Below are 24,768 nucleotides of genomic sequence, written 5' to 3' on the forward strand. Positions count from 1 at the left end.
TTTTAAATTAATCCATCACGCACCTACACGAGAGGCCGTTCCAATGGTTTTCAAAATCCCTAAAAACGTAGCTACTACTATAGTCTATCATTCGGGTTCGGGCATTAAAGCCATCATAATCCGTAGCAGTCCACCATAATGCCAGCTCGCCTTTGTCTTCGAATAGTGAAGCAAATCGGTTGCCGGCAGGGTAGGCTGAAAAGTCATATTGATCGTTGCCGTTTCCACTGTTTTGCCATCCGGTAGTGGTTTTCAGGTAATTGCCCGGTTCATTGCCGGTTACGGAGGAAATAAACGAGGTCATTTCGCTCCATTCCGCATCAGTGGGTACATGCCATCCGGTGGGGCATATTCCCCGACTGTCGTTAATGGCATCCCAGTTGTACAATTTACCATAAGGTGTATTGTTGCTGCTATTGTTATCGTAATAGCACCAGGCTCCCGAACTCGTTGCTATCCATTGGTTATCGTCCGGAATATTGGGAATGTCGGTTCCGTCCCGGTATTTTAAAGTTTTCAGGTTGGAAGCGGTCCAGCATTGGTTGCCTATTCTCACTACCAGGTAGGTATTGCCGTCAATATCAGAAACGGAGGACGGACATGTAACGGTGCTGCATTCGTTTTGGCAATCTGAAAGCGTGGCATAAGTACCGGAAGGATCGGAGCTGCAGTTTCCATTGATACAGGCATAAGGGCCGCCCACTGTTTCAGAAATTTCAAACCTGGTGCAACTGCCTTCATTTATAGTTACATTGAAAGGCCCCCAGGTAGTATTCTCATCATAAGAGCACTTTGCCGTAAGATTGTAGGTGCCAACCGGGTATTCTTTAGTTAAAGTTCCACTTGATCCGCATAGTGGAGCTGACTGATAATTCTCCGTAATTGTACCAATAGAACTACCATCAAGAAAAACTTCAATTTGCTTATCAAATAAAATAGCTCCGGGACAAGGATTGTCTATCGAAGTCCACACCAAAATATCTCCCCATGCCCTACAAAAGCTTTGACAATCTTCCTTGGAGGCATAATCACCATTATCGGTTTCTACACAATTGCCGCTGATACATGTGTAGAGGGCTTCTTCTTTTTTGCATCCGTATGCAAAAAGTAAAGCACAGGTTAAAAAAATCAAGATTAGTATTCTCATAAGCTATAAGCTTTTCTCAAGCCAGAAAATTGATCATTGATAAGGTTCCAATTCAAAGGTTCCGTTAAGCTGAATAGTCGAAACACCACATGAAGGACAACAGCTTGATGTTGGCACATTAAGGTTATAATTCCCGGATACGATATTGTTGGAATACCCCGTGATATTCACCGTTCCAGTGCCTTCACAATCGCTGTCTGGTGCATGATAAGGGGATACTATCTGTTCAAAGTCAACAAAGCCAACGGAAGTAAGGCTATTGGGCGTAACTTGATAACTCCCTGTTATAGTTGGATTGTTGCCGAGGTAAAGGTCGAAGCCCCAGTAGTATGAAAAGTCGCCAACCGTAACTCCACTATCAGAAGAAAGTTCCAAATAGAGAAATACAGAATCAGGAGGACCAGATAATGTATCTAATTCCCATCCAGCAGGATTATTTATTTGTACTGTTGTACCGTTAATGGTGACTTGGTTACCGTTAGCGCTACCACCACTGCAATCATCACATGCATCCACCTCTCCAAGATCAGTGGTTTGGTCGGCTGAGAAAGTTACAGGCATAGTGCAACCTTCAACAGTCATTTGATAAGTGCCTCCCGAAGCAGGAATACCCACCTGAACCAATACTTCACCATTGTCATTTGTTTCTGTAGTGTATATCATGGCATATCCCAAATCTCCCCGCAACTGTACGGTTTTTCCTTTGAGCGGATTATCGGTGGTATTACAATAAAAACGGGCTTCTAATGTTGCGCTACTGGTCATCTTGTCGCAGTTTCCAAATACAGACGCGGTTACGGGCATCGTCACTTCATTACCATTTAGGGAAACACCACCTCCAAAACCCCATTCAAGACTTTCATCGTTAAAAGCCCAGAAATCTGCACCATTGGTATTAATACGGTCCATTGCTTCCTGAGGGACATCAATAACAACCTCTGCGCTTGATGTATTTGGCACTACACGATTGCCAGACTCATCCCTAAACTCTATGGCAGTGAACCCATAGGATTCTAAAATACCTTCGCCACCATTCTGATCAATAGCGGAAAAATCCCCACCGGGCATTAATTCCGCCAGCAATTCCAAATTATCAGCCCTTACATAGCGTGCATGAACGGTAATAGTGCCACTAACGGATTCACCATTTAGACCGGAAAAGCCCTGCCCATTTAGCTCAACTTTAAATTTATCACCTGGTAGCGTAGCTGCGGTATTGGCATCCACGCTGCCCAATACCTGTTGTTCAATTAATTTCACTTTAGCATACAATGCTCCATCGCCATCAATTTTCATCACATTCCTGTACCCAGGAAAATATCCGTCTTTCTCTACTTTGATCTTATATTTTTCACCATCGAGAGAAGCATTATTAATAGTGGCCTTACCATCTCCCCCCGTTACAGCATTCGAACTACCGGATGAAACGGTAGCCCCGTTCACCGGCATACCGGTTTCATTCAACACCGTTACATGAATGGTTTCCCCTCCTGTTGATATGTCATTGGAATTGTCATCTTTTTTACATCCTGCCATCATATAGATAACAAGCGCTAAAAAAGCTACGAATAGGATTGGTTTGTTTTTCATGATAATTGAGTTTTTCTCTTAAGAATTTCTATTACTTACCGATTAAATGAACAGACATGTGGGTTGAGCCTCCCATCAAAGTAGAATTAGCTCCAGTAGTCTGAAAAACATGTATGCTCAACTGATCGCCCTGGTTTAAATAGACAATGTCACTTCCGCTTAAGAAAACTCGAGCGGTTTGCCCAGCATCCCTACTGTCATTATCAAGCTGTGCCACAGTAGTTCCATTTACACGGTATTGAACATGAGGCTGTGCACCAATACTCCAGGTCTGGGTATCAAAAACTACCCTTGATTTTACTTCATAATAGCCTGCCACCGGGCAAATAAAAACTCCCGCAGTTGGATTATAGGCATTGTGTGTATCAAAGTTTTCATTGGGAAAAGTTGCCAGCGTTACCTGGTTATGTGGTATAGTCGTATTTTGATTATTTATCCCTTCAGCCCTTGCCACCACAAAATTTTCAAGCGCATCCAAGCGTGCATCGTTCTCGTCAATCGCATCTTGCACGTTGCCTGGATTGTTTGGGATATTTGAACTGGTGTTGTTATAGGGTGTATTGGCTGCCGAGGTGTTGCCAGTAGGACCTTGAGGTCCTGTCAAATCACCAGAAGTAAAAGAAGTATTATCAGAATAATTGATGGTAAATGTACCGTCACCATTGTCAATAGTACTAACTACACCAACACCATCAACACCTGCCGGGCCGGGTGTGCCGGAAGCTTCGGCATAAAGGGCATAGGGTACACTTAACAATTGGCTCGTACCGCTGATGGAATAATTTGTTCCACCATTGGGATCCGTTTCCGTTTTGATGAAATATGGACCGTTTGCCCAGTCAATTGTTGAGAAATCACCGCTTTGCACATTACCCCCGCCAATTTCCAGTGTTACTAATCCATTATCGTTGGAAGAAGAGGTTTGTGTTTCTACATAAACGGCCGTTCCGGTGGCAGAACCTTGCAGAATACTGATCCGCATTCCGATCGTTGCATTAGCAGCCAGGCTATTGTCCGCCTTTCTGACTACTGCCTGGTAGCTCATTTTTTGAGGCTGGGCGGATAAAGTTGAGCACAATATAAGGGCGGTTATAATAATGATTATCCTTTTCATGATTATTGGTTTTTGATGATTTTAAATGATTGAATGTTTTTCCTGTCCTTTACTACCCGAAGTATGTAGCTTGCAAGGGGTAGTTCAGTAATGTCAATTTGCGTTTGCCTATCATTGATCTCATTACTTATCAATAATTTTCCCTGAAGGTCAAATAATTGATAAGTCAGTTCACTTGCTGGAAAATCATCCATTTCAAGTATCAGGATATTTGAAACCGGGTTGGGAAATACGGAGATGGAACTACTTAATTTCATATCGTCAATTCCCGTTATTTCAAAGATTTCATAGGGTTGTTGTACGCCTCGGGCTACAGTGCCTTCAGGGGTAGTATTAGCAGTGTAAACTACCTGACCGACAGAATAGGCTACGGTACCTCCAGATCCTGAAGCATCTCCTCCTGAGGAAATGGATGATTGTTGGGCAAAGCTTGTCAGAGAGCATGTTAAAAGCCCCAATGCAAAGGATATTAGTTTAGTTTTCATTGTATTATATTTTTATTTATTGTTAATCTTTAACACATCGGCAGGAATTACCACCTTCGTTAAAAAAGTAATTTGAGAGTATGCTTTCGTGAGTATATTTTAATTGGAAAAACCATCCTCTTGGATCTGTGTTTCCCTGAGCACTTGAACTCCACCAAGCTGTATTAATATTTATCGAATAAAATTCTCCATTATTATAAGAGGCTCCATCACGATACCCCCCAGGTAATCCAGCGAATCCGCTTTCATTGCCGGCCCCTGTATTGGGTGATTCCCATAAAGATGAAGTTGATTTCATCTTTCCACCAGCTACACCTGACCCGCCCAAATGGTCTATTAACTCATTCCATTCTAAATTAGTCGGAATGTGCCATCCGGAGGGGCAAAGCTTACCCGTATTAACGGCATGCCAGTTGTAAAGCTTCCCATAAGTATCCTCATAACTGTTATCATTGTCATAGTAGACCCATGCGCCAGACGTTTGATTTATCCAGTCATATCCATCGGTAACATTTTGAATTGGGCTACCATCATTATACTTTGAAGTGTTCAGGTTTTCAGCCATCCAGCATTGACTTCCTATTTTTACAACTTCATAAACATTACCGTCAATATCGCTAACCGTTGAACCGCAACTACCGCCTCCACCGGTATTGTTATCCTCCTTTTTCACTCGAATCACTATAGGCCGTTTAGCCGACCAGGAACCAATATTCATCAGGTGGCTCAAATCCGGCACATTGCCTTGTAAGGGAGGCTCATATATCTGTACAGTAGCGGGGGCAACCAATTCTTGGGGAACATAAGGAGTGGCTATAAAACCACCATTACATTGGCCGTCCGGAACACACATACAAATTGTTCTATCAGTTCTGGCATTAGCCGCTAAATTGCTATTTTTAAATACACTATTACCGTTAGCATCAATGGTAATTTCAAAATGTTCATCCGCACCATCAATTTGCAGATAGATGATTTTAGCAACACCATCCGATTCAATGCTCAATTCCATTTTATAATCATCCGGGCTTAAAACAATTTCAGGGGTAAGCACTTCCAGATTTTTGCCATAAGTACCGCCACCTGATGGTTCAGGGATGTCACCGCTTTTGCGTATGGCACCATCCAATGTGAGATTCGCGCTCAGGCTATTGGCGTCAGTAATTTCAACCTGAGGTAAGTTATGTTGATCGTCATTATCGTTGTCATCATCCTTTTTACAACCCTGAATAATTATAGCCAGGAAGAAAAAAGTTAACAGGAAAAAATATCTCGTATTCATTGTTTCACTATTTATTTAAGGTTAAAAATTGTTTACTATTAATGATCGCAATCTGCATAAGTCCCACCCCATGACCTGTCATTAAATTTCACTTTATTTATATAGAATTCAATATTATTTGCATTTTTATCATTTAACCAGTAAGAGCGTTTTCTTGAATCCCCTGAAGAAATGGAAAAACGTTCCGCTGCATAGCCATCAACTATTTCAACAGACATGGTAAGCTCTGCCTGATAAATATTCTTGAACTCTATGTACCACTTACCAGGGTAGGAATCTCTCTTTACTCGGTATCTAATACCTCTATAGCAAGAAGTTGTAGCCCAATTGCTCCATTCATATTGCAAGGCAGGGTAGCGTTCGCCAGCTTCTGAATGTACTTTATTGAAGCCTACAGATTCATAAAATACAAAGCTTTGTAGTATTGCCATAAATGATATTATGACAATGTATTTTGCTGTAGCCAGAAATTTTTTAAAGTTCATAGTTATAATTTTTATTATTTTATCCATATTTCCCTTATTTGCTCATTTCCACTAGCTCCTGTATTAAAAGAGAGCGTCATTGTGTCGTCAGTTAGCTCCTGTACGGTGCTTATATATTCACCGTCAATGCCATCATAAGTATAGATGACGGTACGCTCATCTGACGATAAGCGCCAGGTACCATATCTAATACCAGCGGTAGCACCGGTACACCATAAATCACCGCTATACATAATAAGCTCACCACCATCGACATATTCATCACTATCATCAAGCCTGCATGGTCGGTTTTCCTCTGTCCATGGCTGTGAATCACTTTGCTTCTCGACCTTAATTATGTACCAGGTCCCAACAATTAAATGAGGTTCTGGCTCAGATTCTTTTTTACAAGCTGAAGCCATTAATAGATAAAAGACAAGCCCAAAAAGAGTAAGCAACTTCATATTGTTAGTATAAATTATATTTAGAACATCCACCTGCTACTACTTGAATGGTTCCCGGAGACCATGAATTCGTACCGCATGTAGCAGACACCGAATAAGTGCCGGGTGAATAAGTCTTTGTTATAGCTCCCGATGCTCCGCATGAAGGTGCAGAATTGTAGTAATTGGATAGCCCGCCCACATATGAACCATTCACGTAAACAGAAATAGTGCTGCCTGCACCTGCAGAGCACGGTTGTGTATTTGAGGTCCAGATCATCAATTGCCCGGTGCTGCTGACACAACTATTCTGACAGGCAGACAGCGATGAATAGGTCGCACCACTACTTACGTAAGAGCATGTTCCGCCTGAACAGTTGTAACCGGAAGTGCTACCGCCCCCACCGCCTGAAAGATTTGCCCGGTTAACCGTTATAAGACCACATGCTGTTGTTGCAGCTTCGCAGGTAGAATAGCACTTATTGTTCACCGAACAATAAAAGGGGCTGCTTTCCGGACAGCAAGCACCTTGTGCAGCAGGGTAGTACCCACTGTTGCAATTATGTGTTCCTGTATATTGGTGATAGGAATAGAGGCAGCCACCTCCTCCGCCTCCACCTCCACCTCCACCTCCGCCACTTGATGACAAATTAGCCTTGCTTATAGTTGTAGAGCCACAGGCATTATCTGCTGCACTACAGGAGGAATAACATTTAGTGTCAACTGGACAATAATAAGGCGACCCTTCCGGGCAGCAAGTGCTTGACGATACAGGATAATATCCGCTGTTAGTACAACCGCCTGTTCCCGGGTATTGATAATAATCACAATCTATGTACTGGCAACGATCACCATAATAGCCGGAAAAGCATTCACAAATGCCATCCTCACAAATACCGAATTGACAATCAACGTCTGTACACTTGTCACAGGAGGAAAAAAAGAAGATGATAATTCCTATTGATAAGGATAACAACAATTTTTTTTTCATGATGATTATTTTAAAAATTAAAACAGACGACCGAACTTCATATTAATGATTGTCCAAAATTGAATTATTCCAACAATTCGCACAATCCCCGTAAACCGTGATTTTTCTATGCTATCAACCCCTTCCTTATCGCCATAACAGCCGCATGCACAATATTTTTTGCTTTCATCTTCTTTATGATATTCCTGCGATGGGTTTCCACTGTATTGACACTGATATACAATACATTTGCAATTTCTCTAGTGGTACTTCCATTTGCTACTTTAGCGAGTATTTCCGTTTCCCGCTTGGATAGAATTGACAGGTGCTTATATATTGTATTATCCCGCCCATTGGACTCAATCACGCTATTGCTTGTTTTTACAGAATATTCCACGGAAATAACTTTTTATCTTAATTCAAATTAACAGGGATAAAAACTGATCGGCAAGTAATTGTTGTCTGCTATGGGATTTATGTTGAGAAGCCCGGTAATATTGTTGAGTTGGGCAAATTCAGGGTATACCTATCCCTGAAAACCGTGATTTGTTTTACGGTAAAGCTTATTAAGTTATATAGGATTTCAGCAATTAAAATATATTACTTATTTTTAGAGCTATTCTGGATATTGAGAAATGATGTTAAGCGGCTGTTGTACCCTCTTTGGTTTTACCAGGATTCCTTGACTTGACTTAATTTATCTATAGCTGCTTATATGAAAACATTTCAGATATTCATACTGCTTTCCTGCATTTATTTTCTGTCACATGCGCAGCCCGGGACACTTGACCTGAGCTTTGATCCCGGAACGGGATTTAATGATGTCATACTTACTTCCACAATACAGGCAGATGGCCGGATTATCATAGGCGGGCAATTCACGGATTACAATGGATTTCCGACCCGCTTCCTGGCAAGACTAAACCCCAACGGCTCTGTTGACAGCAGTTTTGTAAGCGGAACAGGCATTGACAATGTTGTAATAACAAGCGCAGTACAAGCAGACCAAAAAATCATATTGGGAGGGGTTTTTACTGCCTATAATGGTACAATTGCAAACGGAATAGTCCGGATCAACCCCGATGGCTCAATAGATTCAGGGTTCAATACCGGAAGCGGTTTTAATGATAGGGTCAAATGCATTGCAATACAGGACGATGGAAAAATATTGGTAGGTGGGGATTTTAACTCTTTCGATGGAAATACCAGCAATAATTTAGTAAGGCTTAATACCGATGGGAGTTTTGACAATAGTTTTAATATCGGGACTACGCTTAATTCCTCCGTAGAGGATATTGACATTTACCCCGGAACAGGACAAATTTTAATTGGTGGTGATTTTTCCGTAATACACAGCATGACCAGTGCCAATATAAGATTGCTGCGCCTAAACCCTGACGGATCCATGGACTCTACTTTCACCACAGGCTGGGGGCCGAGCAGGGTTGTATTTGATGTTGATATTCTAAAGGACGGGACGATTGCTATTGTCGGCAACTTTTCATCCTATAATTCTGCTTCGGTAAACAGATATGCCCGATTGAATCCAAGCGGCACCCTTAATGGTTCGCATGTTTACGGTTTGGGCTTTAATAGGGAAGTGAAAAAAATACTGACTGTTGATAGAAACCATGACGGTATAAATGATGCCTATTTCTTTGGAGGGCTTTTTACGGATTACCAATCTCAAACGGCCAACCATATAGCCCTGATCGACACTTTTGGACTTTCCATTCCTGATTTTAATCCCGGTACTGGCCCTGACAACAGTGTTCTGGATGTTTCCTTGCAAAATGACAATAGAGTCATTATTGTTGGAGGATTCAATGAATACAACGGCATCCCGCGAAACGGCATCGCGCGCATTTATATTTGCCAAACGGCACAGCCCGACAGCATCATTGGAAGTGCTACTACACGCTGCCCGGGAGAAACATTGACTTATTCTGTTCCTTTAAACCCAGTAGTAGATTATTACGAATGGACATTGCCACCGGGCTGGACAGGCAGTTCCGATTCTGCTTCCATTACTGTAATATCCAATGGGCAAGGTGGTGTGCTATCCGTAAAAGCCTTTACCGATAGCTGTGGCTACAGCATTCCCATGCAGAAAAATATTGAGCGGGTACAACCGCCCTACACGCCCATCTGCCTGGTGACCGTTGATTCCAGCAGCAACCACAATATTGTGATCTGGGGCAAACCAATGGATAAGTCATTTATTGACAGCTTCCTGATTTATAGGGAAACTACAACAGGGGTTTATACTAAAATTGCTGGTAAACATAGGGATTCATTAAGCGAATATCATGATTATGATGCCAACCCCAATGCAACTTCCTATCGCTATAAAATTTCGGTATTGGATACCTGTGGTGTAGAATCGGACTTAAGTCCTTATCACAATTCAATTCACCTGCAAAATTTGGGCAACGGGAATTTGCAGTGGACTTTTTACCAAATTGAAAGCAGTACCAACCCGGTGACTGAGTTCAATGTTTACCGCGACAATTTTGGCAATGGAAATTTCACGCAAATAGGACTGGTCCCCGGCACCAATTCAACATTCACCGATATCAGTTATTCCTCTTTTCCCGATGCAGAATATTTAGTGGATGTGCATTGGGGCATTTCCTGTTCTCCGGTTGCCCGTACTGTCAATACCACCCGCTCCAATATCAGGAAAGGAAGTGCGGTGACAATCATTGACACCAGCATTATTGACACGGTTAACAACCCAATAGATACATTGGACAACGATACCACGCAGAACAATGATACAAGTACTGTTCTGGTCAATTTCGATGCACTGGATCTGTATGTCAATATTTATCCCAATCCCGCTACTGATGTGGTCTATATTAATACCGATGCCCATGTTCAAGTTAAGGCCATTCAGGTCTTTGATTTGCCGGGAAAAGAAGTGTTGCGCAAATTGCTGCCCTCCAATTCAAATCTGCATTCCATTCCCCTTGACAATTTGAAAACAGGCATTTACCTCGTGCTGATAGATACCAACCGGGGACAAGTAAGGAAAAAACTTTTTGTTCGGTAAAGCAAGAACCATGCGGCAATGCTATTCCGGTTTTAAAATCTATTTCCCCTCTTTTAAAAATACGCGCCTACTTGTTGTACTGTATTTTTTTGTGGGAATATTGGGTTTTTCGAGCTATGCCAAACAATACAGTTTTAAAAACTATACCGCTACCGATGGTATTGGCAGCTCCAGTATCAATCACATTTTCCAGGACAAAAAAGGATATATCTGGTTTGCCACGCAGGGAGGAGGTGTCAGCCGCTTTGACGGCAATAGTTTCTTAAATTTCACCAAAAAGGACGGATTGATAAGCAACGATGCCACCTATATCAACCAAGACAAGCAAGGTCGGATATGGATTGCCACAGCAGCAGGACTTTCTATTTTTGATGGCAAGCAATTCAAAAACTATTCGCAAGAAAATGGATTGACGAATGGCGTTGTATTTTGCATTTACATGGATAGGAAAAATACAACCTGGATTGCCACACAGGATGCCGGGCTTATTCTCTTTGATGGAGAAAATTTCAAATCGATCACAAGGGAGCAAGGATTGCCCACAAATGAAATATATACCATCACACAGGATCATAGTGGAAAAATCTGGCTTGGCACTGCAAAGGGAGTAGCATCTATTTTTAATGATCGCATTACTGTTTACAATGATTCTACTATTAAAGACAATGCTTACTTTTCTTCCCTAACCGATAAAAGTGGGCAGGTATGGTTTGGCTCGGTTGGCGATGGATTGCTTTTGATCGATAAAAATGATTCCATCCGCAAAATTAAATTGCCCATGCCTGCTGAAAATGACTTCATTGGAGGTTTGACGCAAGATGGGGAAGGAAATATTTGGATGGCAAGCGATCACGGGCTGTTGAAATACAAAAAAGACAGTTTTCAGCTATATGGCGAACAGGAAGGGCTCTCGGTAAATATTGTCCAAACGGTGATGTGCGACTATGAGGGGAATATTTGGAGTGGCACCTTGGGCGGTGGAATTGATATGCTTTCTAGTGAGGCATTCATCAACTTTACTGCTAGCGATGGCCTGAGCAGCAAAAACATCACTTGTATAGAAGCAGATATTGCTGACAAAATATTTTGGGTGGGCAGCAGCGAAGGGCTTTTTACATACAATTCTCAAAGCAATCCACTGTTTGAAAAGATCAATGGCATCGATGAGTTGGAAAACACCAATATTGTTGATTTAGCAATAGATACAAATGGGCTGATTTGGATTTGCACCCACAGTGCTGTTTATGTTCTGGAAAGAAAAAATGATACCTACAGGATTCAAACGAGCATAAAGGAAATTGCTGGAAATAAACTGGTCAGCCCTACAAAGATTTTGCATGATTCAAAGGGCAATACCTGGATAGCTAGCTATGGATCGGGGCTGTTCAAGTTCAATTCAGGGGAAATCAAAAATGATGCATTAAAAGGCACTTGCTACCAGATCGACAGCGGGTTTATCAGCAATAAAATATTGAGCCTATTTGAAGACCAAAAATCAAATATCTGGATAGGGACGCATGACAAAGGCATCGTGAAATTTGATGGAAAAGATTTTCAGCCTTTGACAAAAAATGAGGAAACCGGAAAATCCATTTGGTCAATTACAGAGGATGCTCAAGGAAATATTTTTTGGAGCACGCTGGAAAATGGACTTTTCAGATATGATGGGAATGAGGTGTACAATTATTCTAAAGCACTCAACAGACGCTCAATTTTTAATACCGCATTGCTATGGGATGAGGCAGAACATTGCCTGTGGCTGGGCAGCGAAAAAGGACTTTCCAGACTTTTGTTTGATACAAATTTTGAAATAATAAAAACACAGCAATTCACGGAAAAAGACGGTTTTATCCCATCGGGGATTAATCAAAATGCCATTGTTCCGGCAAATGATAAGCAAATATTCCTGGGCTCCTCAAATGGCCTTTGGCTATTGGACAACAAAAAAATATCCAAAAAAAACATCCCTCCAAAAATACAATTGACCAATTTGCGCCTGTTTTTCGAAGCTGTGGATTGGTCAGCCTTTACCGATTCCATAAATGTATTCAGCCAATTGCCCATCCATCTTGAACTGCCCTATAAACAAAACCACCTTACATTTGACATTCAGGCCCTTACCACACAAGATGTCAGGTACAGCTTTATGCTAAAAGGACAAGACAAAACATGGTCTGTTCCGGGCAAAAACAATGAAATTACCTATTCCAATATTAGCCCTGGCGAAAATTATACTTTTTTGGCAAAAGCCCTCAACAAAGATGGTATTGAAAGTGATGAGCCGATAGTTTTTTCTTTTTCCATTCTGCCTCCGTGGTGGCAAACCTGGTGGTTTCAATTGCTGGCTGCTATAGGTATTATAGGTGCGCTCCTATTTATTGTAAAAACAAGGGAGAAAGTTTTGAAGGAGCAAAACCTAAAACTTGAAACCACTGTAAAAGAAAGAACCCGTGAAATTGAACATCAAAAAAATATTGTAGAGCAGACCCTTTCCGAAAAGGAAGAATTGTTGCTACAAAAAGGAGTGCTACTCAAGGAAATTCACCATCGGGTAAAAAACAATCTACAGACCATATCCAGTTTGCTTATGCTGCAAAGTTCTGACATTACTGACGACAGAGCAAAAAACGCCATCAGGGAAAGTCAGAACAGGGTGCATTCCATAGCAATGGTCCATCAAAAACTCTATCAAAACGAGGGCGTAGAAAAGGTTGAATTGAAAAATTTTACAGAAGATCTCTGCAAGCAAATCCAATCCATGTACCCACTTGATACGCAGGTGGAAATCCAAATCAATATGCCCCAAATTTATCTCCCTATCGATATTGCTGTTCCACTGGGATTGATTTTCAATGAATTGTTGACCAATTCCTTTAAATATGCTTTTAAGGGAAAAAATACGGGAGAAATCACCATTAAAGTAAGAAGCAAAAAACCTGTTACTTCTGGTAAAATCGAATCGAAACAAAATTTGCACATCAGCTATAGTGACAATGGCCCCGGCCTCAAATCCTCAGCTCAACTGAACAACCCCGAAACCCTGGGATTGCGACTTATCCAATTGCTCTCCAGCCAGATAGGTGCAAAAGTGGAGTATTCAAATGAAATTATTAGTAAATTTATATTTACCTTCAAAAAAGCTGAAAATCCCGTAATAATTGAAAACAATGGCTGAAAAATTGAAAATAGGAATTGTTGAAGACGACCTGATCATAGCCGAAAGTATTTATTCCACTTTGAAGCAAATCGGTTATGAGGCATTAAGACCTGTACGCAATTTCGATGATGCCATTGCGCTGATAAAAAAAGAGGCTCCCGATCTGTTGATTTTGGATATTACCATAGAAGGCCGCAAAGACGGAATTGACCTTGCAGCAGAAATCAACAATAGCTTTAAAACTCCTTTTATATTCCTTACTGCCTACAGTGATGAAAACACATTGAACCGATCAAAAAAGGTCAATCCGGCAGCTTACCTGGTAAAACCTTTTTCGGAGAAAGACTTGTACAGCTCTATAGAAATTGCCATTAATAATTACCGCTCGCAGGGCAATTTTCCCCGACAAAACAATAGCCCAAAACAAAGAAAATTCGCATTGATTAAAGACGGGCATTTGTTCCATAAAATTAATTTCAACGACATTCTCTACATTGAAAGCGACAATGTGTATTTAAGTATTTACACTCCGCAAAAGAAATTTGTGATTCGCGAAAAACTCGGCAATTTCATTCAGGAAAATCCCAATTCCGATTTTGTAAAAGTTCATAGAAGCTACGCCATCAATACCCAGCACCTTGAAACCGTGAACGAGCTGTATGTAGTAGTGGCTGGAAAAGAGATTCCGGTACAGAAAAACTACAGGAAAGAACTGCTAGAAATGGTGCGATTGTTTAAGTGAGATTTAAACTAAGAGCTGACATCTTTTTTGGAAAGATGTTAGCTCTGGGTGCTTTCGTTTTGCTTTTCCAATGGGTCATGACCCATTGGAGTTCGGGCTGTCAAAGTAGTCAAAACTTAGATTTACCTGCTGTAAGCAGGATTGTCTGTCCACTATTTGATAATTAGAGAATATCTTAGGCTATCAATCTTCTCTTTTTGGGTTTGGGGATTGGTCTTTTTAACAGACGTGCTGTTTCTATCCACTCTTCTATTATAACTTCTACATTATTTAGGGCTTCCCAGTAAGTTTCCCCAGCCGATGTGTGTAGTGCTTACTTGGTTTGTAGCTTTGAACTTTCTCTTTTTAAATATTCCTTAATTTCCTCAAAACTCATTCCTTTTAAGTCTTTTGAAATTCGATCTTTAATTTTTCGAAACGTTTTTACGGTATCGAATTCTTTCTTTTGATTTTCATCTTTAGTTTTCATTTGATAATTGCTTAATAATTGAAAGGATTTGGTCAAATGTCAAATCTACCTTGAACGAGATTCCCATTTTAATTGATTTTTCTAGTTTCAATTTACTGAAAATTAACGAATTTAGTGCTCTACCTATCAATCAAGCTTTTAAAAGTTAGAACCTTAGGCTATCAATCTTCTCTTTTTGGGTTTGGGGATTGGTCTTTTTAACAGACGTGCTATTTCTATCCACTCTTCTATTATAACTTCTACATTATTTAATGCTTCCTGGTAAGTTCCCCCATCCGAAATACACCCTGCCAGTTCCGGCACTTCAGCAATATAAGACTTATCGTCTTCACTCCAGTAGATCACTATTTTGTATTTCATTTCCTTACTCATATTTACGAAAATTACTGAAGTTTAGTTTAAAAACAAAGCAGCCTTTTCAGTACTAACCCTAAATGTTCAGATAACCTTCAGGGATTAATACCCCAACAATACCTAACTTTGAAAGCAAAAACCAATATGACCAAAATCAACTGGAAAACCGCAATAGCGTTTGAAGACATTACTTATAAAAAGGCCAATGGTGTGGCGCGCATTGCCTTTAACCGCCCGGATATACGAAATGCTTTTCGCCCCAAAACCACAGCAGAACTGTACAAAGCTTTTTACGATGCGCAGGAAGACACTTCCATAGGTGTGGTTTTGCTTTCTGCGGAAGGTCCTTCTTCCAAAGACGGTGTCTGGTCCTTTTGCAGCGGAGGCGATCAAAAAGCACGTGGCCACCAGGGCTATGTAGGCGATGATGGCTATCACCGACTGAATATACTGGAAGTACAGCGCCTAATTCGTTTTATGCCCAAAGTGGTGATTGCCGTAGTTCCCGGTTGGGCCGTAGGTGGCGGACACAGTTTGCATGTAGTTTGCGATATGACATTGGCCAGTAAGGAGCATGCCATTTTCAAACAAACAGATGCGGACGTAACGAGTTTTGATGGTGGTTATGGCTCTGCTTATCTGGCGAAAATGGTGGGGCAGAAAAAAGCTCGCGAAATTTTCTTTTTGGGGCGCAACTATAGCGCACAGGAAGCCTTTGAAATGGGCATGGTCAATCAAGTGGTTCCGCACGATGAATTGGAGGATACCGCCTACGAATGGGCGCAGGAAGTGCTTGGTAAATCCCCTACATCCATTAAAATGCTGAAATTTGCCATGAACCTGACCGATGATGGAATGGTAGGTCAGCAGGTATTTGCCGGAGAAGCCACCCGCCTTGCTTATATGACTGACGAGGCCATTGAAGGCCGCAATGCATTCCTGGAAAAGAGAAAGCCCAACTTTCCTAAGAAATGGATTCCTTGATTTAAATACACTACCGAACGAAACCTTCAAGGTCTTTGAAAACCTTGAAGGTTTAATAAAACCACACCCAAATGCGATTTAAAAATTCCCTATTTATTATTCTGATTCTTTCATTGCTGAATAATGCTCTTTCCGCCCAAGAAAACCCGGCCTATCAACTTTACAATGAAAAAGGCAAGGCGGTTGATTATGGCAAGATGCTGAAAAAATTGACAGAAGCGGATATTGTCTTTTTCGGGGAATTGCACGACAACCCCATTTGCCATTGGCTGCAATTGGAATTATCTCAGGATTTGTATGAAGCAAGGGACAGCCAATTGATCCTTGGTGCCGAGTTTTTTGAAACGGACGATCAGTTGATCTTGGATGAATTTCTTTCCGGTTTGATCTCAGAGAAGAATTTCGAAAAAGAAGCCAAACTTTGGCCCAATTATTCTACGGATTACCGACCGCTGATTCAATTCGCCAATGAAAAACAATTGCCTTTTATCGCTACAAATGTACCGAGGCGCTATGCCAGCTTACTTTATAAAAAAGGCATGGAAACCTTGGAAAAACTGAACAATGAAGCCAAAGCATTGATGACTCCCCTACCCTTTGAGATTGATATGGAATTGCCCTCCTACAAGGCTATGCTGGAAATGGGCGCGGGGCACGGCAGCGAACAGATGGTGCAGGCACAGGCGCTAAAAGATGCTACCATGGCACATTTTATTCTTGAAAATTTTGAACCCCAAAAATTGTTTTTACATTTTAATGGAGCTTATCACAGCAATTCCAAAGAAGGCATTATTTGGTATTTACTACAGGAAAATCCCGATCTGAAAATTGTGAATATTGCTTCCGTAATGCAAGAATCTGTAATGGAGTTGGAAGAAGGGAATCAAGCTTTGGGAGATTTTATCTTGTGCATTCCAGAGAATATGACGAGGACGCATTAAAAAATAAATGCCTAAAGTTTGGAATTAAAAGTGAGCTAAAATTTACCCTGTCTAAAACAACCCAAAAAGCTCAGCATTCACTTTGTTTACTACATCTCCCAGGTGCTCTTGGTCGTCTGCGAAATTGCAATTGTCCACATCAATTACCAGCAATTTGCCGTCTTTGTATTCCTTCACCCAATTTTCGTAGTATTCGTTTAGCCTTTTCAAATAATCCAAGCGCAAGTTTTCCTCGTATTCCCTGCCCCGCTTTTGAATTTGATTGACCAAAGTAGGAATGGAAGCTTTGAGGTATATCATCAAATCTGGAGGTTTGATCAATGAATTGACCGTCTGAAACAGATTGCTGTAGTTTTCAAAATCCCGGGAAGTCATCAAGCCCATAGAGTGCAAGTTGGGGGCAAATATCTTCGCATCCTCATATATGGTTCTATCCTGAATTACGGTTTTTTCTCCGTTTTGAATCTCAATGATTTGCTGAAAACGAGAATTGAGGAAATACACCTGCAAATTGAAAGACCAACGCGGCATATCTTCGTAAAAATCATTGAGATAGGGATTGTTCTCCACATCCTCGAAATGTGCCTGCCATTCAAAATGCTTGGCAAGCAATTTGGTCAAAGTAGATTTTCCTGCACCGATATTACCTGCTACAGCAATGTGTTTAATTGAGTTGTTGTTTTTCAAAACTTAAATTTATAGAGCTTTCAAACCAATAATTTTTTTCACTCCGCTAAGTGTTTCACCCGCACTTTCATGTGCTTTTTCAGCACCTTTTTGTACAATACTTCTCAGCAGATCTTCTTCCTTTAGATAATATTGAATTTTGCTGCGCAGCGGATCGGTGAATTTAATAATATCCTGTGCCAATTGCTTTTTTAAATCACCATAGCGAATACTGCAATTGGCATAATCTTCCTTAAAATTATTCAATACATCAGGTTCTGACACCAATTCCATTAATTTAAACAAATTTGCGACAGGTTCCGATACCGGGCTGTTTTTTTCTTTAGGCCCACTATCTGTAACTGCACGCATCACCTTTTTTTGAATAGCTTTAGGATCTTCTATTAAATACACCGCATTGTTTGCACCCTCGGATTTACCCATTTTTCCCTTGCCATCCAAGCCGGGCACTTTTACCAGGGCTTGATTAAAATTAAAAGCTTCTGGTTCGGGAAAAAAATCGGTTTCGTACAAATGATTGAAACGATTGACAAAATTGCGCGTCATTTCCAGATGCTGCTCTTGATCTTTACCTACCGGAACTTTCGTTGCTCTGTGAATAATAATATCCACCGCCATTAAAACCGGATAAGTTAATAAACCCGCATTGATATTGCTTTGCTGTTTGGCGACTTTATCCTTAAAAGTAGTGGATCTTTCCAGTTCGCCTAAATGTGCCAGCATATTGAAAATAAGATAGAGCTCAGGAATTTCAGGAATATGGCTTTGAATATAGAGCGTAGTTTTATCAGGATTGAGTCCACAGGCCAGGTAAGTCGCCAGTGTTTCTTTAATCCGATCTTGCAGTTCTGAAGCATTGGGGTGTGTTGTAAGTGCATGATAATCTGCAATAAAGAAGAAGGTTTCACACTGCTCCTGAAGCGCTACAAAGTTCTTAATTGCACCAAAATAGTTTCCCAAATGTATATTTCCTGTAGGACGCACACCACTAACAACTCTTTCCATGCGGCTAAAATTACAAAATTCTTAACTTTGGATTATGAAATCACAGAGTATTATACTTCGTAAATTTTGGGGCATTTATTTCTGGTTCGTGTTTGGAGGATCTTTGATCTTGCTTTTCCCTTTGTTTTGGCTGCTTTTACGCAGCGAAAAAACTTATCCGGCAGCCAACAGACTGAGGAAAGTCTGGGGCAATATCATTATGGCTTTTACAGGTGTTTATTACCAGGTAGAATTTGAAAGTCCTATTGATCCCAATCAACCTGTGATTCTCTGTGCCAACCACAGTTCTATTCTCGATATTCCTTTTTTCGCTTTTATTTTGCCCGCCAAATTTTGTTTTATGGCTAAAAAGGAATTTGCAGAAATCCCTATTTTCGGCCATTTTTTTAAAACAGTGGATATTCCAGTAGACAGGGAAAACCGCATGAGTTCCTTCAAGGCCTTTAAGGCAACACAGAAGAGATTAGAAGAAGGGTACAACGTGATAATTTTTCCGGAAGGCAGGGCCAATCCCTCTCCTCCTGAAATGTTGCCTTTTAAAAACGGGCCTTTTAAAATGGCCATTGAATGTAAAGTGCCAATAGTTCCCATTACCTTTATAGACAATTGGCATCGCTTTTTATTTCATGCTGAAACATTTGGCGGAAGCCCGGGAGTATTGCGCGTAAAGGTACATGCACCGGTCTATACACAGAATATGGAAGCAAGTGATTACAATATATTATTAAAAGAAGTGCGTCAAAAAATTGAGACCCCTTTAATCGAAACCTATGGAAGTCAACAAGGAATTAATACAGAATATAGCCACTTTAGCAAGGCTTGAGTTTAAAACCGAAGCAGAACAAGAACAAATCAGATCTGACTTGAGCAATATGTTGAATATGGTAGATAAGCTCAACGAACTGGATTTGGATAATGTGGAGCCGCTAATCTATATTACTGATGTAGAAAATGTGCTTAGAGCAGATGAAGTTCGCCAGGAAATCAGTAAAGAACAAGCTTTGGAAAACGCCCCGCAAAAAGATTCCGATTATATAAAAGTGCCGAAAGTACTCTCTCAGCCCAATGAATAATGTGATTCAATTAAAGGACATCCATAAAAATTACCAGCTTGGTAAATTGATGATCCCTGCATTGAAATCCATAAACCTGGAAATAGAACGCAATGAATATGTAGCACTGATGGGGCCATCGGGCTCGGGAAAATCGACTATGATGAATATTCTCGGTTGTCTGGATACGGCAAGTTCCGGTACTTATTTGCTCAATGGAAAAGATGTGAGCAACCTGAGCGAGGAGCAACTGGCAGAAATCAGGAATATTGAGATTGGTTTTGTTTTTCAAACTTTCAATCTGCTGCCCCGGCTAAATGCATTGGAAAATGTAGAACTGCCCATGATATATAAAGGTATGGGGAAAAAAGAACGCAAAGCCAGGTCAAGGGAAGTTTTGGATATGGTTGGTTTATCTGACCGGATGGACCACAAACCAAATGAACTTTCAGGGGGGCAGAGACAAAGAGTAGCCATAGCGCGCGCATTGGTCAACAATCCATCAATTATACTGGCAGATGAACCCACAGGAAACCTGGATTCAAAGACTTCTGTAGAAATTATGGAAATCCTGAATGAAATCCACCGGCAGGGCAATACTGTGATACTGGTGACACATGAAGAGGATATTGCTGAATTTGCAGAAAGAATCATTCGATTAAAAGATGGTGTAGTGGCATCAGATGATCAAAAAGAAAGCATCGCTTAAATATGAAAATATATACCAAAAAAGGAGATCAGGGAAAAACCTCATTGCTGGGCGGAAGCCGTGTGTCAAAAGCCGACCTCCGTATAGAAAGCTATGGTACTGTTGATGAATTGAACAGCTACCTGGGATTGTTGAGAGATCATTTGGGTGAGGATGATCAACAAAGTGCAAATCTATTGATTGTACAGGAAGTGCTTTTTAGTATTGGGGCTCAATTGGCCAATGACCCCGAACATTCTAAATTTGAGCCTCCTAAAATAAAAGCTGACAGCATTGAGCAGCTCGAAATTTGGATAGATGAAATGGAGCAAGAACTCAGTCCAATGCGCAATTTTATTTTACCCGGTGGGCATATTATAGTTTCTCATTGTCATATAGCAAGATGTGTGTGTCGCAGGGCAGAACGCGCTGCTGTTAGATTGCAGGAATATTCTAAAGTGGATGTGTTGATTTTAAGCTACCTCAACCGACTTTCCGACTATCTTTTTGTGCTTTCCAGAAAAATAGCAAAAAATAACAATGCACCTGAAATCCCCTGGAAGCCTCGTGGATAAAGGTTTTTACTAATTCCTTGAAAATTTATTTCAATTTTTGAACAAAAGAATTTGCTTAACGTTTTGCTGTTTTAAATTAAATTCTATATTTGCGGAAATTTTAAAGCAGCATTTATGTACTGGACATTAGAATTAGCGTCACATTTAGAAGATGCTCCTTTTCCATCTATGAAAGACGAATTGATTGATTATGCCATTCGGTCCGGTGCTCCTGTAGAGGTGATTGAGAACTTACAGGAACTCGAGGATGAAGGTGAAATCTATGAAGGAATGGAAGATATCTGGCCAGATTATCCAACTTCAGATGACTTCTTTTTTGATGAAGATGAGTACTGAAAATTATCGCTCATTTTAAAGGAGTGGACTGCGGTATTTTTACCAATTTCAATTTGTTTTTAACACAGACTTTGCTCTAATTTTGAGCAAGGAGTTCACGGATTTTTTGCTCAATTGTATGGTATACTTTTTGTTGTTCTACATAAGCAGTGGCACCTGATGCTAAAATTTTCTCAATCAATTGAGGATCTTTGTATGTGCCTATTACAAGCAATGGAATAGTTTTAGGTAGCCGGGCAGATATGAATTTCAGGATTTTCATATTTCCACTATCCCAATCAGACAAATTAAGGATACACAAATTTGTTTCGGGTATTTCAATATCGGTAAACGTATTTTGACGTATCCAAATTGAAGTGAGCTGAATATTTTCGATTTGGGCTGCTAATTCTACAATAGTTTGAGAACCTGCCGTGTTTTTCCCAATAAAAATCACTTTACCCATAGCACCTGTTTCAATAATCTGCTCAAAGTAAAACAAGTACTTGAAAAAAGATATCGGCATTTGCAGTATATTACATATTGGCAAAAACACCTACCACAGTAATATAAACACCTATTTTAAGTTATTTTTTTCTTTTGAACAGCTCTTTTTCCATAGCATAGCGTACCAGGCCTGCTGTGTTTCTGGCACCTACTTTCTCAAGTAGATTTCTTCGGTGTGCATCGACAGTTCTTACACTGATAAAGAGTTTTTCAGCTATTTCCTGGTTGGTAAATTCTTTCACAATGTACTCCAATACTTCAAGTTCGCGGTCTGTGAGCGGAACAAGAGTTGAATCAGATTCAACGCGCCTCCCTTTTTGCCCTATCAAATCCATCATAATAGATTTAGTTGCATCTTCTGAAAAATAGAATTTGCCTTCGCTTACATGATTGATGGCATTGAGCAATTCTTCTTTGCCGGAATTTTTAAGAACATAGCCTGAGGCTCCAGCTTTTAATACCTTTTTTATATGCTCATCTTCATTAAGCATACTCAGGATTAAAATTTTCATTTCCGGAAAATCAGCCTTTATTTTTTCAGTACATTCTATGCCATCTATTACTGGCATATTGATATCCATCAATATCAAGTCAATATTATCTTTTGACTCATTCACTTTTTCTATAGCCTGTTGTCCATTTTCAGCCTCGTAAACAATATTTACATTATCATCATCTAGAAACAGAGATTTAATTCCATCTCTCACAATTTGATGATCATCAACCAAAAGTATATTCATAGTTTTTATTTTTATCGATTAAAGGTATTGCAATTGTTATTAATGTTCCTTTCCCAGGTGATGAATCTATCTCAAGCTTACCACTCATACTTTTAACCCGGTTTGCTATACTTCTTAAACCCAAACCATTTTGGTCATATTTAAGCTTATCAGTTAAAAAGCCTTTCCCATTATCTTCAACTGTAAATATAAGCTCATCTTTATGGCAAATAAGCTGGACTATTATTTTAGTTGGTTTGGCATATTTTAAAGCATTGTTTATTGCTTCCTGGGTAATTCTGTACAAATTCATTTCTCCCTGGGCATCAAGTGAAATCTTTTTAGAATTGTGGTAAAAATTAAGCTCTATCGGCAATGATTTGCTGATGTTATTAATAAGTGATTCTATGGATAATATAAGCCCAAAATCCTCTATTGCTTTGGGCATTAAATTCTGTGCTATGCTTCTGCTTTCATCAATTGCTTGTTGTAAAAATTTGAGGCCGAGTTCAAAACGAGCCATTTTTTTGCTCTCAAGATGGGTGTCTGCCTTAATGGAGTTTAAATTTAAGTTTGCAGCAGTGAGATACTGTGCCAGTCCATCATGAATTTCTTTTGCTATGCGGTGTCTCTCCTTGTCTTCGCCTCTTATGAAAGAACTTAAAATTTCTTTTTCAGATTCCTTTTGATCAGAAATATCCTCATACATTATAACAATATTCTTAATATTTTTATCTGATTTAAAAATGGGATACATCCTGGCTTTAAACCATCTTCTCACATCTGAATCCAGACCATCTTCTCTGGGGTCGTACTCAAATTCAGGGGTTTCAATTATTTCTCCTTTAAAAGCTCTTTCAATATATGGAAGAATTCCCAGTTCATAAAAATGTCTTGATTCAAGGATATTGTATGTGCCTATCAAATCGCTGGGCTTGAGTTTCCAAACAGATTCAAACTCTTTGTTGGCTTCTTCTAAATAACCTTCAGTATTATATATTTCAATAGCAAATGGGGCTTGTTCTATCAATTGCCTGAATCGCTGTTCACTCTCAATGATCTTTTGATGATATACCTTTTCTTTTGTAATATCCCTAATAATTGACACTCTGAATTTTTGTCCTTCATCTTCAATATTTTTTCCAGAAATATGCGCATAAAATTTAGTGCCGTCTTTTCGTATACCCACTCCTTCATAAGGTTTTTCTATTCCCTGGTTGAGGTGCTTATAAACCAGCCGGGTAGTGGCTTCATCAAATGCAAGATTCAAGACATTTTTTCCGTACAACTCTTCTTTAGCATAGCCAAACAAGGTGCCAAAAGCACGATTTACTTCAACGATCCGCATATCTTTACTTACACATACACCTTCTTCAGTTACATCAGAAAGCCTTCTGTATCGCGCTTCATTAAACCGTGCCAATTGCTCCTTATCCTTTAATTCCTGGATATCTATGCAAGCACCAAACCACTTTTCTAAAGTGTTTTCTTTATTAAATATTGGAATTCCCTTAACCAGTAATAAATGATAGCGCCCATCCTTTCTGTTAAATATGCGCAAATGATCTTCAAAAACAGGTGATTTAATTTCATTCGAATCACTTATGCTTTGTTTGATCTTGTCCAGGTCATCAGGATGTACAGCTGCCATCCAACCTAAGCCTTTGTATTCTGCTTTTGTTTGACCTGTAAATTCAGACCAGCCCTTCTGCTCCGTCAGCATTTCACCATTGGGAGTCAAACTCCATGTAATAGATGACAGAGCTGCTAGTAATTGTTTGTATGAATTTTCTGAAACCAAGCAATGCTAATGTTAAATAATAAATTACCCGATGATTATTCGCACAGGAATTTAAGAACTTTATTTGAATAATATTAATCATGAGTCAATTCTTTCATAATACAATTGATTGAATTTGATCGTACAATTAAAAAAGCCCCGTCATTTATTTGACGGGGCTTTAATTTTCTATGTCCTGTTTTTACTTATTTATAGATGTGTATCCATGCATCCTGGAAATCG

Annotated in this window: 26 protein-coding genes; 10 read left to right on the forward strand and 16 right to left on the reverse strand. The window is 39.9% G+C overall.

Annotated elements, in window-relative coordinates:
- Positions 1–7: 7 nt before the first annotated feature.
- From WD048_02385 to WD048_02425, 9 genes are all read right to left on the reverse strand, one after another.
- A complete protein-coding gene (locus WD048_02385; protein MEX0811035.1) occupies positions 8–1,147 on the reverse strand; it encodes a fibrobacter succinogenes major paralogous domain-containing protein in 1,140 nt (379 codons plus the stop codon).
- Positions 1,148–1,180: 33 nt separating this feature from the next.
- The gene (locus tag WD048_02390; protein MEX0811036.1) at positions 1,181–2,737 is read right to left on the reverse strand and encodes a carboxypeptidase-like regulatory domain-containing protein; all 1,557 of its coding nucleotides are present in this window, start codon (positions 2,735–2,737) and stop codon (positions 1,181–1,183) included.
- A gap of 31 nt (positions 2,738–2,768) precedes the next feature.
- On the reverse strand, positions 2,769–3,851 hold the full coding sequence (locus WD048_02395; protein ID MEX0811037.1) for a hypothetical protein: 1,083 nt from the start codon (positions 3,849–3,851) through the stop codon (positions 2,769–2,771).
- A 2-nt stretch (positions 3,852–3,853) separates the two neighbouring features.
- A complete protein-coding gene (locus WD048_02400; protein ID MEX0811038.1) occupies positions 3,854–4,336 on the reverse strand; it encodes a T9SS type A sorting domain-containing protein in 483 nt (160 codons plus the stop codon).
- A 22-nt stretch (positions 4,337–4,358) separates the two neighbouring features.
- Positions 4,359–5,618, reverse strand: a complete 1,260-nt coding sequence (locus WD048_02405; GenBank protein MEX0811039.1) for a fibrobacter succinogenes major paralogous domain-containing protein — start codon at positions 5,616–5,618, stop codon at positions 4,359–4,361.
- Between the two features lie 38 nt (positions 5,619–5,656).
- Positions 5,657–6,103: a hypothetical protein gene (locus WD048_02410; protein MEX0811040.1), complete on the reverse strand. Its 447-nt coding sequence runs from the start codon at positions 6,101–6,103 to the stop codon at positions 5,657–5,659.
- Between the two features lie 14 nt (positions 6,104–6,117).
- Positions 6,118–6,546: a lipocalin family protein gene (locus WD048_02415; GenBank protein ID MEX0811041.1), complete on the reverse strand. Its 429-nt coding sequence runs from the start codon at positions 6,544–6,546 to the stop codon at positions 6,118–6,120.
- A gap of 4 nt (positions 6,547–6,550) precedes the next feature.
- On the reverse strand, positions 6,551–7,516 hold the full coding sequence (locus tag WD048_02420; GenBank protein MEX0811042.1) for a hypothetical protein: 966 nt from the start codon (positions 7,514–7,516) through the stop codon (positions 6,551–6,553).
- A 106-nt stretch (positions 7,517–7,622) separates the two neighbouring features.
- Complete coding sequence (locus WD048_02425) at positions 7,623–7,892, reverse strand: LuxR C-terminal-related transcriptional regulator (GenBank protein ID MEX0811043.1); 270 nt, start codon at positions 7,890–7,892, stop codon at positions 7,623–7,625.
- A gap of 318 nt (positions 7,893–8,210) precedes the next feature.
- Between WD048_02425 and WD048_02430 the strand changes: the two genes are divergently transcribed.
- The 3 genes from WD048_02430 to WD048_02440 are packed head-to-tail and all read left to right on the forward strand — an operon-like array spanning position 8,211 to position 14,449.
- Positions 8,211–10,550: a T9SS type A sorting domain-containing protein gene (locus WD048_02430; GenBank protein MEX0811044.1), complete on the forward strand. Its 2,340-nt coding sequence runs from the start codon at positions 8,211–8,213 to the stop codon at positions 10,548–10,550.
- A 10-nt stretch (positions 10,551–10,560) separates the two neighbouring features.
- Complete coding sequence (locus WD048_02435) at positions 10,561–13,725, forward strand: two-component regulator propeller domain-containing protein (protein MEX0811045.1); 3,165 nt, start codon at positions 10,561–10,563, stop codon at positions 13,723–13,725.
- On the forward strand, positions 13,718–14,449 hold the full coding sequence (locus tag WD048_02440) for a response regulator (GenBank protein MEX0811046.1): 732 nt from the start codon (positions 13,718–13,720) through the stop codon (positions 14,447–14,449). The genes WD048_02435 and WD048_02440 overlap by 8 nt, the downstream gene beginning before the upstream one ends.
- A gap of 313 nt (positions 14,450–14,762) precedes the next feature.
- Here WD048_02440 and WD048_02445 read toward each other — a convergent pair whose 3' ends face one another.
- Together WD048_02445 and WD048_02450 are read right to left on the reverse strand one after the other, a co-directional pair.
- On the reverse strand, positions 14,763–14,918 hold the full coding sequence (locus WD048_02445) for a hypothetical protein (protein MEX0811047.1): 156 nt from the start codon (positions 14,916–14,918) through the stop codon (positions 14,763–14,765).
- A 153-nt stretch (positions 14,919–15,071) separates the two neighbouring features.
- Complete coding sequence (locus WD048_02450; protein ID MEX0811048.1) at positions 15,072–15,278, reverse strand: type II toxin-antitoxin system HicB family antitoxin; 207 nt, start codon at positions 15,276–15,278, stop codon at positions 15,072–15,074.
- Between the two features lie 138 nt (positions 15,279–15,416).
- On the opposite strand from WD048_02450, the gene WD048_02455 reads away from it, so the two are divergent.
- Positions 15,417–16,256, forward strand: a complete 840-nt coding sequence (locus WD048_02455) for a 1,4-dihydroxy-2-naphthoyl-CoA synthase (protein ID MEX0811049.1) — start codon at positions 15,417–15,419, stop codon at positions 16,254–16,256.
- A gap of 71 nt (positions 16,257–16,327) precedes the next feature.
- Entirely contained in the window at positions 16,328–17,197 is an 870-nt protein-coding gene (locus WD048_02460; protein MEX0811050.1) for a ChaN family lipoprotein, read from the forward strand.
- A 51-nt stretch (positions 17,198–17,248) separates the two neighbouring features.
- Here the strand turns inward: WD048_02460 and WD048_02465 are convergent, their stop codons facing one another.
- Both WD048_02465 and trpS read right to left on the reverse strand, forming a co-directional pair.
- On the reverse strand, positions 17,249–17,884 hold the full coding sequence (locus tag WD048_02465) for a deoxynucleoside kinase (protein MEX0811051.1): 636 nt from the start codon (positions 17,882–17,884) through the stop codon (positions 17,249–17,251).
- A 9-nt stretch (positions 17,885–17,893) separates the two neighbouring features.
- Positions 17,894–18,889, reverse strand: a complete 996-nt coding sequence (trpS, locus tag WD048_02470) for a tryptophan--tRNA ligase (GenBank protein ID MEX0811052.1) — start codon at positions 18,887–18,889, stop codon at positions 17,894–17,896.
- 34 nt (positions 18,890–18,923) lie between these two features.
- On the opposite strand from trpS, the gene WD048_02475 reads away from it, so the two are divergent.
- The 5 genes from WD048_02475 to WD048_02495 all read left to right on the forward strand — a co-directional run bounded on the left by WD048_02475 (position 18,924) and on the right by WD048_02495 (position 21,540).
- The gene (locus tag WD048_02475; GenBank protein ID MEX0811053.1) at positions 18,924–19,712 is read left to right on the forward strand and encodes a lysophospholipid acyltransferase family protein; all 789 of its coding nucleotides are present in this window, start codon (positions 18,924–18,926) and stop codon (positions 19,710–19,712) included.
- A complete protein-coding gene (gene gatC / locus WD048_02480; protein ID MEX0811054.1) occupies positions 19,660–19,962 on the forward strand; it encodes an Asp-tRNA(Asn)/Glu-tRNA(Gln) amidotransferase subunit GatC in 303 nt (100 codons plus the stop codon). The genes WD048_02475 and gatC overlap by 53 nt, the downstream gene beginning before the upstream one ends.
- The gene (locus WD048_02485; protein MEX0811055.1) at positions 19,955–20,650 is read left to right on the forward strand and encodes an ABC transporter ATP-binding protein; all 696 of its coding nucleotides are present in this window, start codon (positions 19,955–19,957) and stop codon (positions 20,648–20,650) included. Before gatC ends, WD048_02485 begins: the two co-directional genes overlap by 8 nt.
- A gap of 2 nt (positions 20,651–20,652) precedes the next feature.
- Positions 20,653–21,204 carry a cob(I)yrinic acid a,c-diamide adenosyltransferase gene (locus WD048_02490; GenBank protein MEX0811056.1) on the forward strand — a complete coding sequence of 184 codons (552 nt, stop codon included), beginning with the start codon at positions 20,653–20,655 and terminating at the stop codon, positions 21,202–21,204.
- A gap of 114 nt (positions 21,205–21,318) precedes the next feature.
- Entirely contained in the window at positions 21,319–21,540 is a 222-nt protein-coding gene (locus WD048_02495) for a DUF2795 domain-containing protein (protein ID MEX0811057.1), read from the forward strand.
- Positions 21,541–21,616: 76 nt separating this feature from the next.
- On the opposite strand, the gene WD048_02500 is transcribed toward WD048_02495, so the two are convergent.
- From WD048_02500 to WD048_02510, 3 genes are all read right to left on the reverse strand, one after another.
- Positions 21,617–21,985, reverse strand: a complete 369-nt coding sequence (locus WD048_02500; protein ID MEX0811058.1) for a hypothetical protein — start codon at positions 21,983–21,985, stop codon at positions 21,617–21,619.
- A 121-nt stretch (positions 21,986–22,106) separates the two neighbouring features.
- Positions 22,107–22,766, reverse strand: coding sequence for a response regulator transcription factor (locus tag WD048_02505; protein ID MEX0811059.1), 660 nt, complete (start codon positions 22,764–22,766; stop codon positions 22,107–22,109).
- Complete coding sequence (locus WD048_02510) at positions 22,747–24,546, reverse strand: PAS domain S-box protein (protein MEX0811060.1); 1,800 nt, start codon at positions 24,544–24,546, stop codon at positions 22,747–22,749. Before WD048_02510 ends, WD048_02505 begins: the two co-directional genes overlap by 20 nt.
- Between the last annotated feature and the right edge of the window lie 222 nt (positions 24,547–24,768).

It is taken from the genome of Chitinophagales bacterium (genome assembly GCA_040877935.1).
Taxonomy (GTDB): Bacteria; Bacteroidota; Bacteroidia; order Chitinophagales; family CAIOSU01; genus JBBDNB01.

What these genes read in the sequence shown, in the direction of transcription:
- WD048_02490 (MEX0811056.1), top strand. Translation starts at nt 20,653, where the DNA reads ATGAAAATATATACCAAAAAAGGAGATCAGGGAAAAACCTCATTGCTG.
- WD048_02385 (MEX0811035.1), bottom strand. Translation starts at nt 1,147, where the DNA reads ATGAGAATACTAATCTTGATTTTTTTAACCTGTGCTTTACTTTTTGCA.
- WD048_02395 (MEX0811037.1), bottom strand. Translation starts at nt 3,851, where the DNA reads ATGAAAAGGATAATCATTATTATAACCGCCCTTATATTGTGCTCAACT.
- trpS (MEX0811052.1), bottom strand. Translation starts at nt 18,889, where the DNA reads ATGGAAAGAGTTGTTAGTGGTGTGCGTCCTACAGGAAATATACATTTG.
- WD048_02475 (MEX0811053.1), top strand. Translation starts at nt 18,924, where the DNA reads ATGAAATCACAGAGTATTATACTTCGTAAATTTTGGGGCATTTATTTC.
- WD048_02445 (MEX0811047.1), bottom strand. Translation starts at nt 14,918, where the DNA reads ATGAAAACTAAAGATGAAAATCAAAAGAAAGAATTCGATACCGTAAAA.
- WD048_02420 (MEX0811042.1), bottom strand. Translation starts at nt 7,516, where the DNA reads ATGAAAAAAAAATTGTTGTTATCCTTATCAATAGGAATTATCATCTTC.
- WD048_02455 (MEX0811049.1), top strand. Translation starts at nt 15,417, where the DNA reads ATGACCAAAATCAACTGGAAAACCGCAATAGCGTTTGAAGACATTACT.
- WD048_02495 (MEX0811057.1), top strand. Translation starts at nt 21,319, where the DNA reads ATGTACTGGACATTAGAATTAGCGTCACATTTAGAAGATGCTCCTTTT.
- WD048_02505 (MEX0811059.1), bottom strand. Translation starts at nt 22,766, where the DNA reads ATGAATATACTTTTGGTTGATGATCATCAAATTGTGAGAGATGGAATT.
- WD048_02440 (MEX0811046.1), top strand. Translation starts at nt 13,718, where the DNA reads ATGGCTGAAAAATTGAAAATAGGAATTGTTGAAGACGACCTGATCATA.
- WD048_02500 (MEX0811058.1), bottom strand. Translation starts at nt 21,985, where the DNA reads ATGGGTAAAGTGATTTTTATTGGGAAAAACACGGCAGGTTCTCAAACT.
- WD048_02450 (MEX0811048.1), bottom strand. Translation starts at nt 15,278, where the DNA reads ATGAAATACAAAATAGTGATCTACTGGAGTGAAGACGATAAGTCTTAT.
- gatC (MEX0811054.1), top strand. Translation starts at nt 19,660, where the DNA reads ATGGAAGTCAACAAGGAATTAATACAGAATATAGCCACTTTAGCAAGG.
- WD048_02405 (MEX0811039.1), bottom strand. Translation starts at nt 5,618, where the DNA reads ATGAATACGAGATATTTTTTCCTGTTAACTTTTTTCTTCCTGGCTATA.
- WD048_02410 (MEX0811040.1), bottom strand. Translation starts at nt 6,103, where the DNA reads ATGAACTTTAAAAAATTTCTGGCTACAGCAAAATACATTGTCATAATA.
- WD048_02400 (MEX0811038.1), bottom strand. Translation starts at nt 4,336, where the DNA reads ATGAAAACTAAACTAATATCCTTTGCATTGGGGCTTTTAACATGCTCT.
- WD048_02485 (MEX0811055.1), top strand. Translation starts at nt 19,955, where the DNA reads ATGAATAATGTGATTCAATTAAAGGACATCCATAAAAATTACCAGCTT.
- WD048_02430 (MEX0811044.1), top strand. Translation starts at nt 8,211, where the DNA reads ATGAAAACATTTCAGATATTCATACTGCTTTCCTGCATTTATTTTCTG.
- WD048_02390 (MEX0811036.1), bottom strand. Translation starts at nt 2,737, where the DNA reads ATGAAAAACAAACCAATCCTATTCGTAGCTTTTTTAGCGCTTGTTATC.
- WD048_02415 (MEX0811041.1), bottom strand. Translation starts at nt 6,546, where the DNA reads ATGAAGTTGCTTACTCTTTTTGGGCTTGTCTTTTATCTATTAATGGCT.
- WD048_02435 (MEX0811045.1), top strand. Translation starts at nt 10,561, where the DNA reads ATGCGGCAATGCTATTCCGGTTTTAAAATCTATTTCCCCTCTTTTAAA.
- WD048_02460 (MEX0811050.1), top strand. Translation starts at nt 16,328, where the DNA reads ATGCGATTTAAAAATTCCCTATTTATTATTCTGATTCTTTCATTGCTG.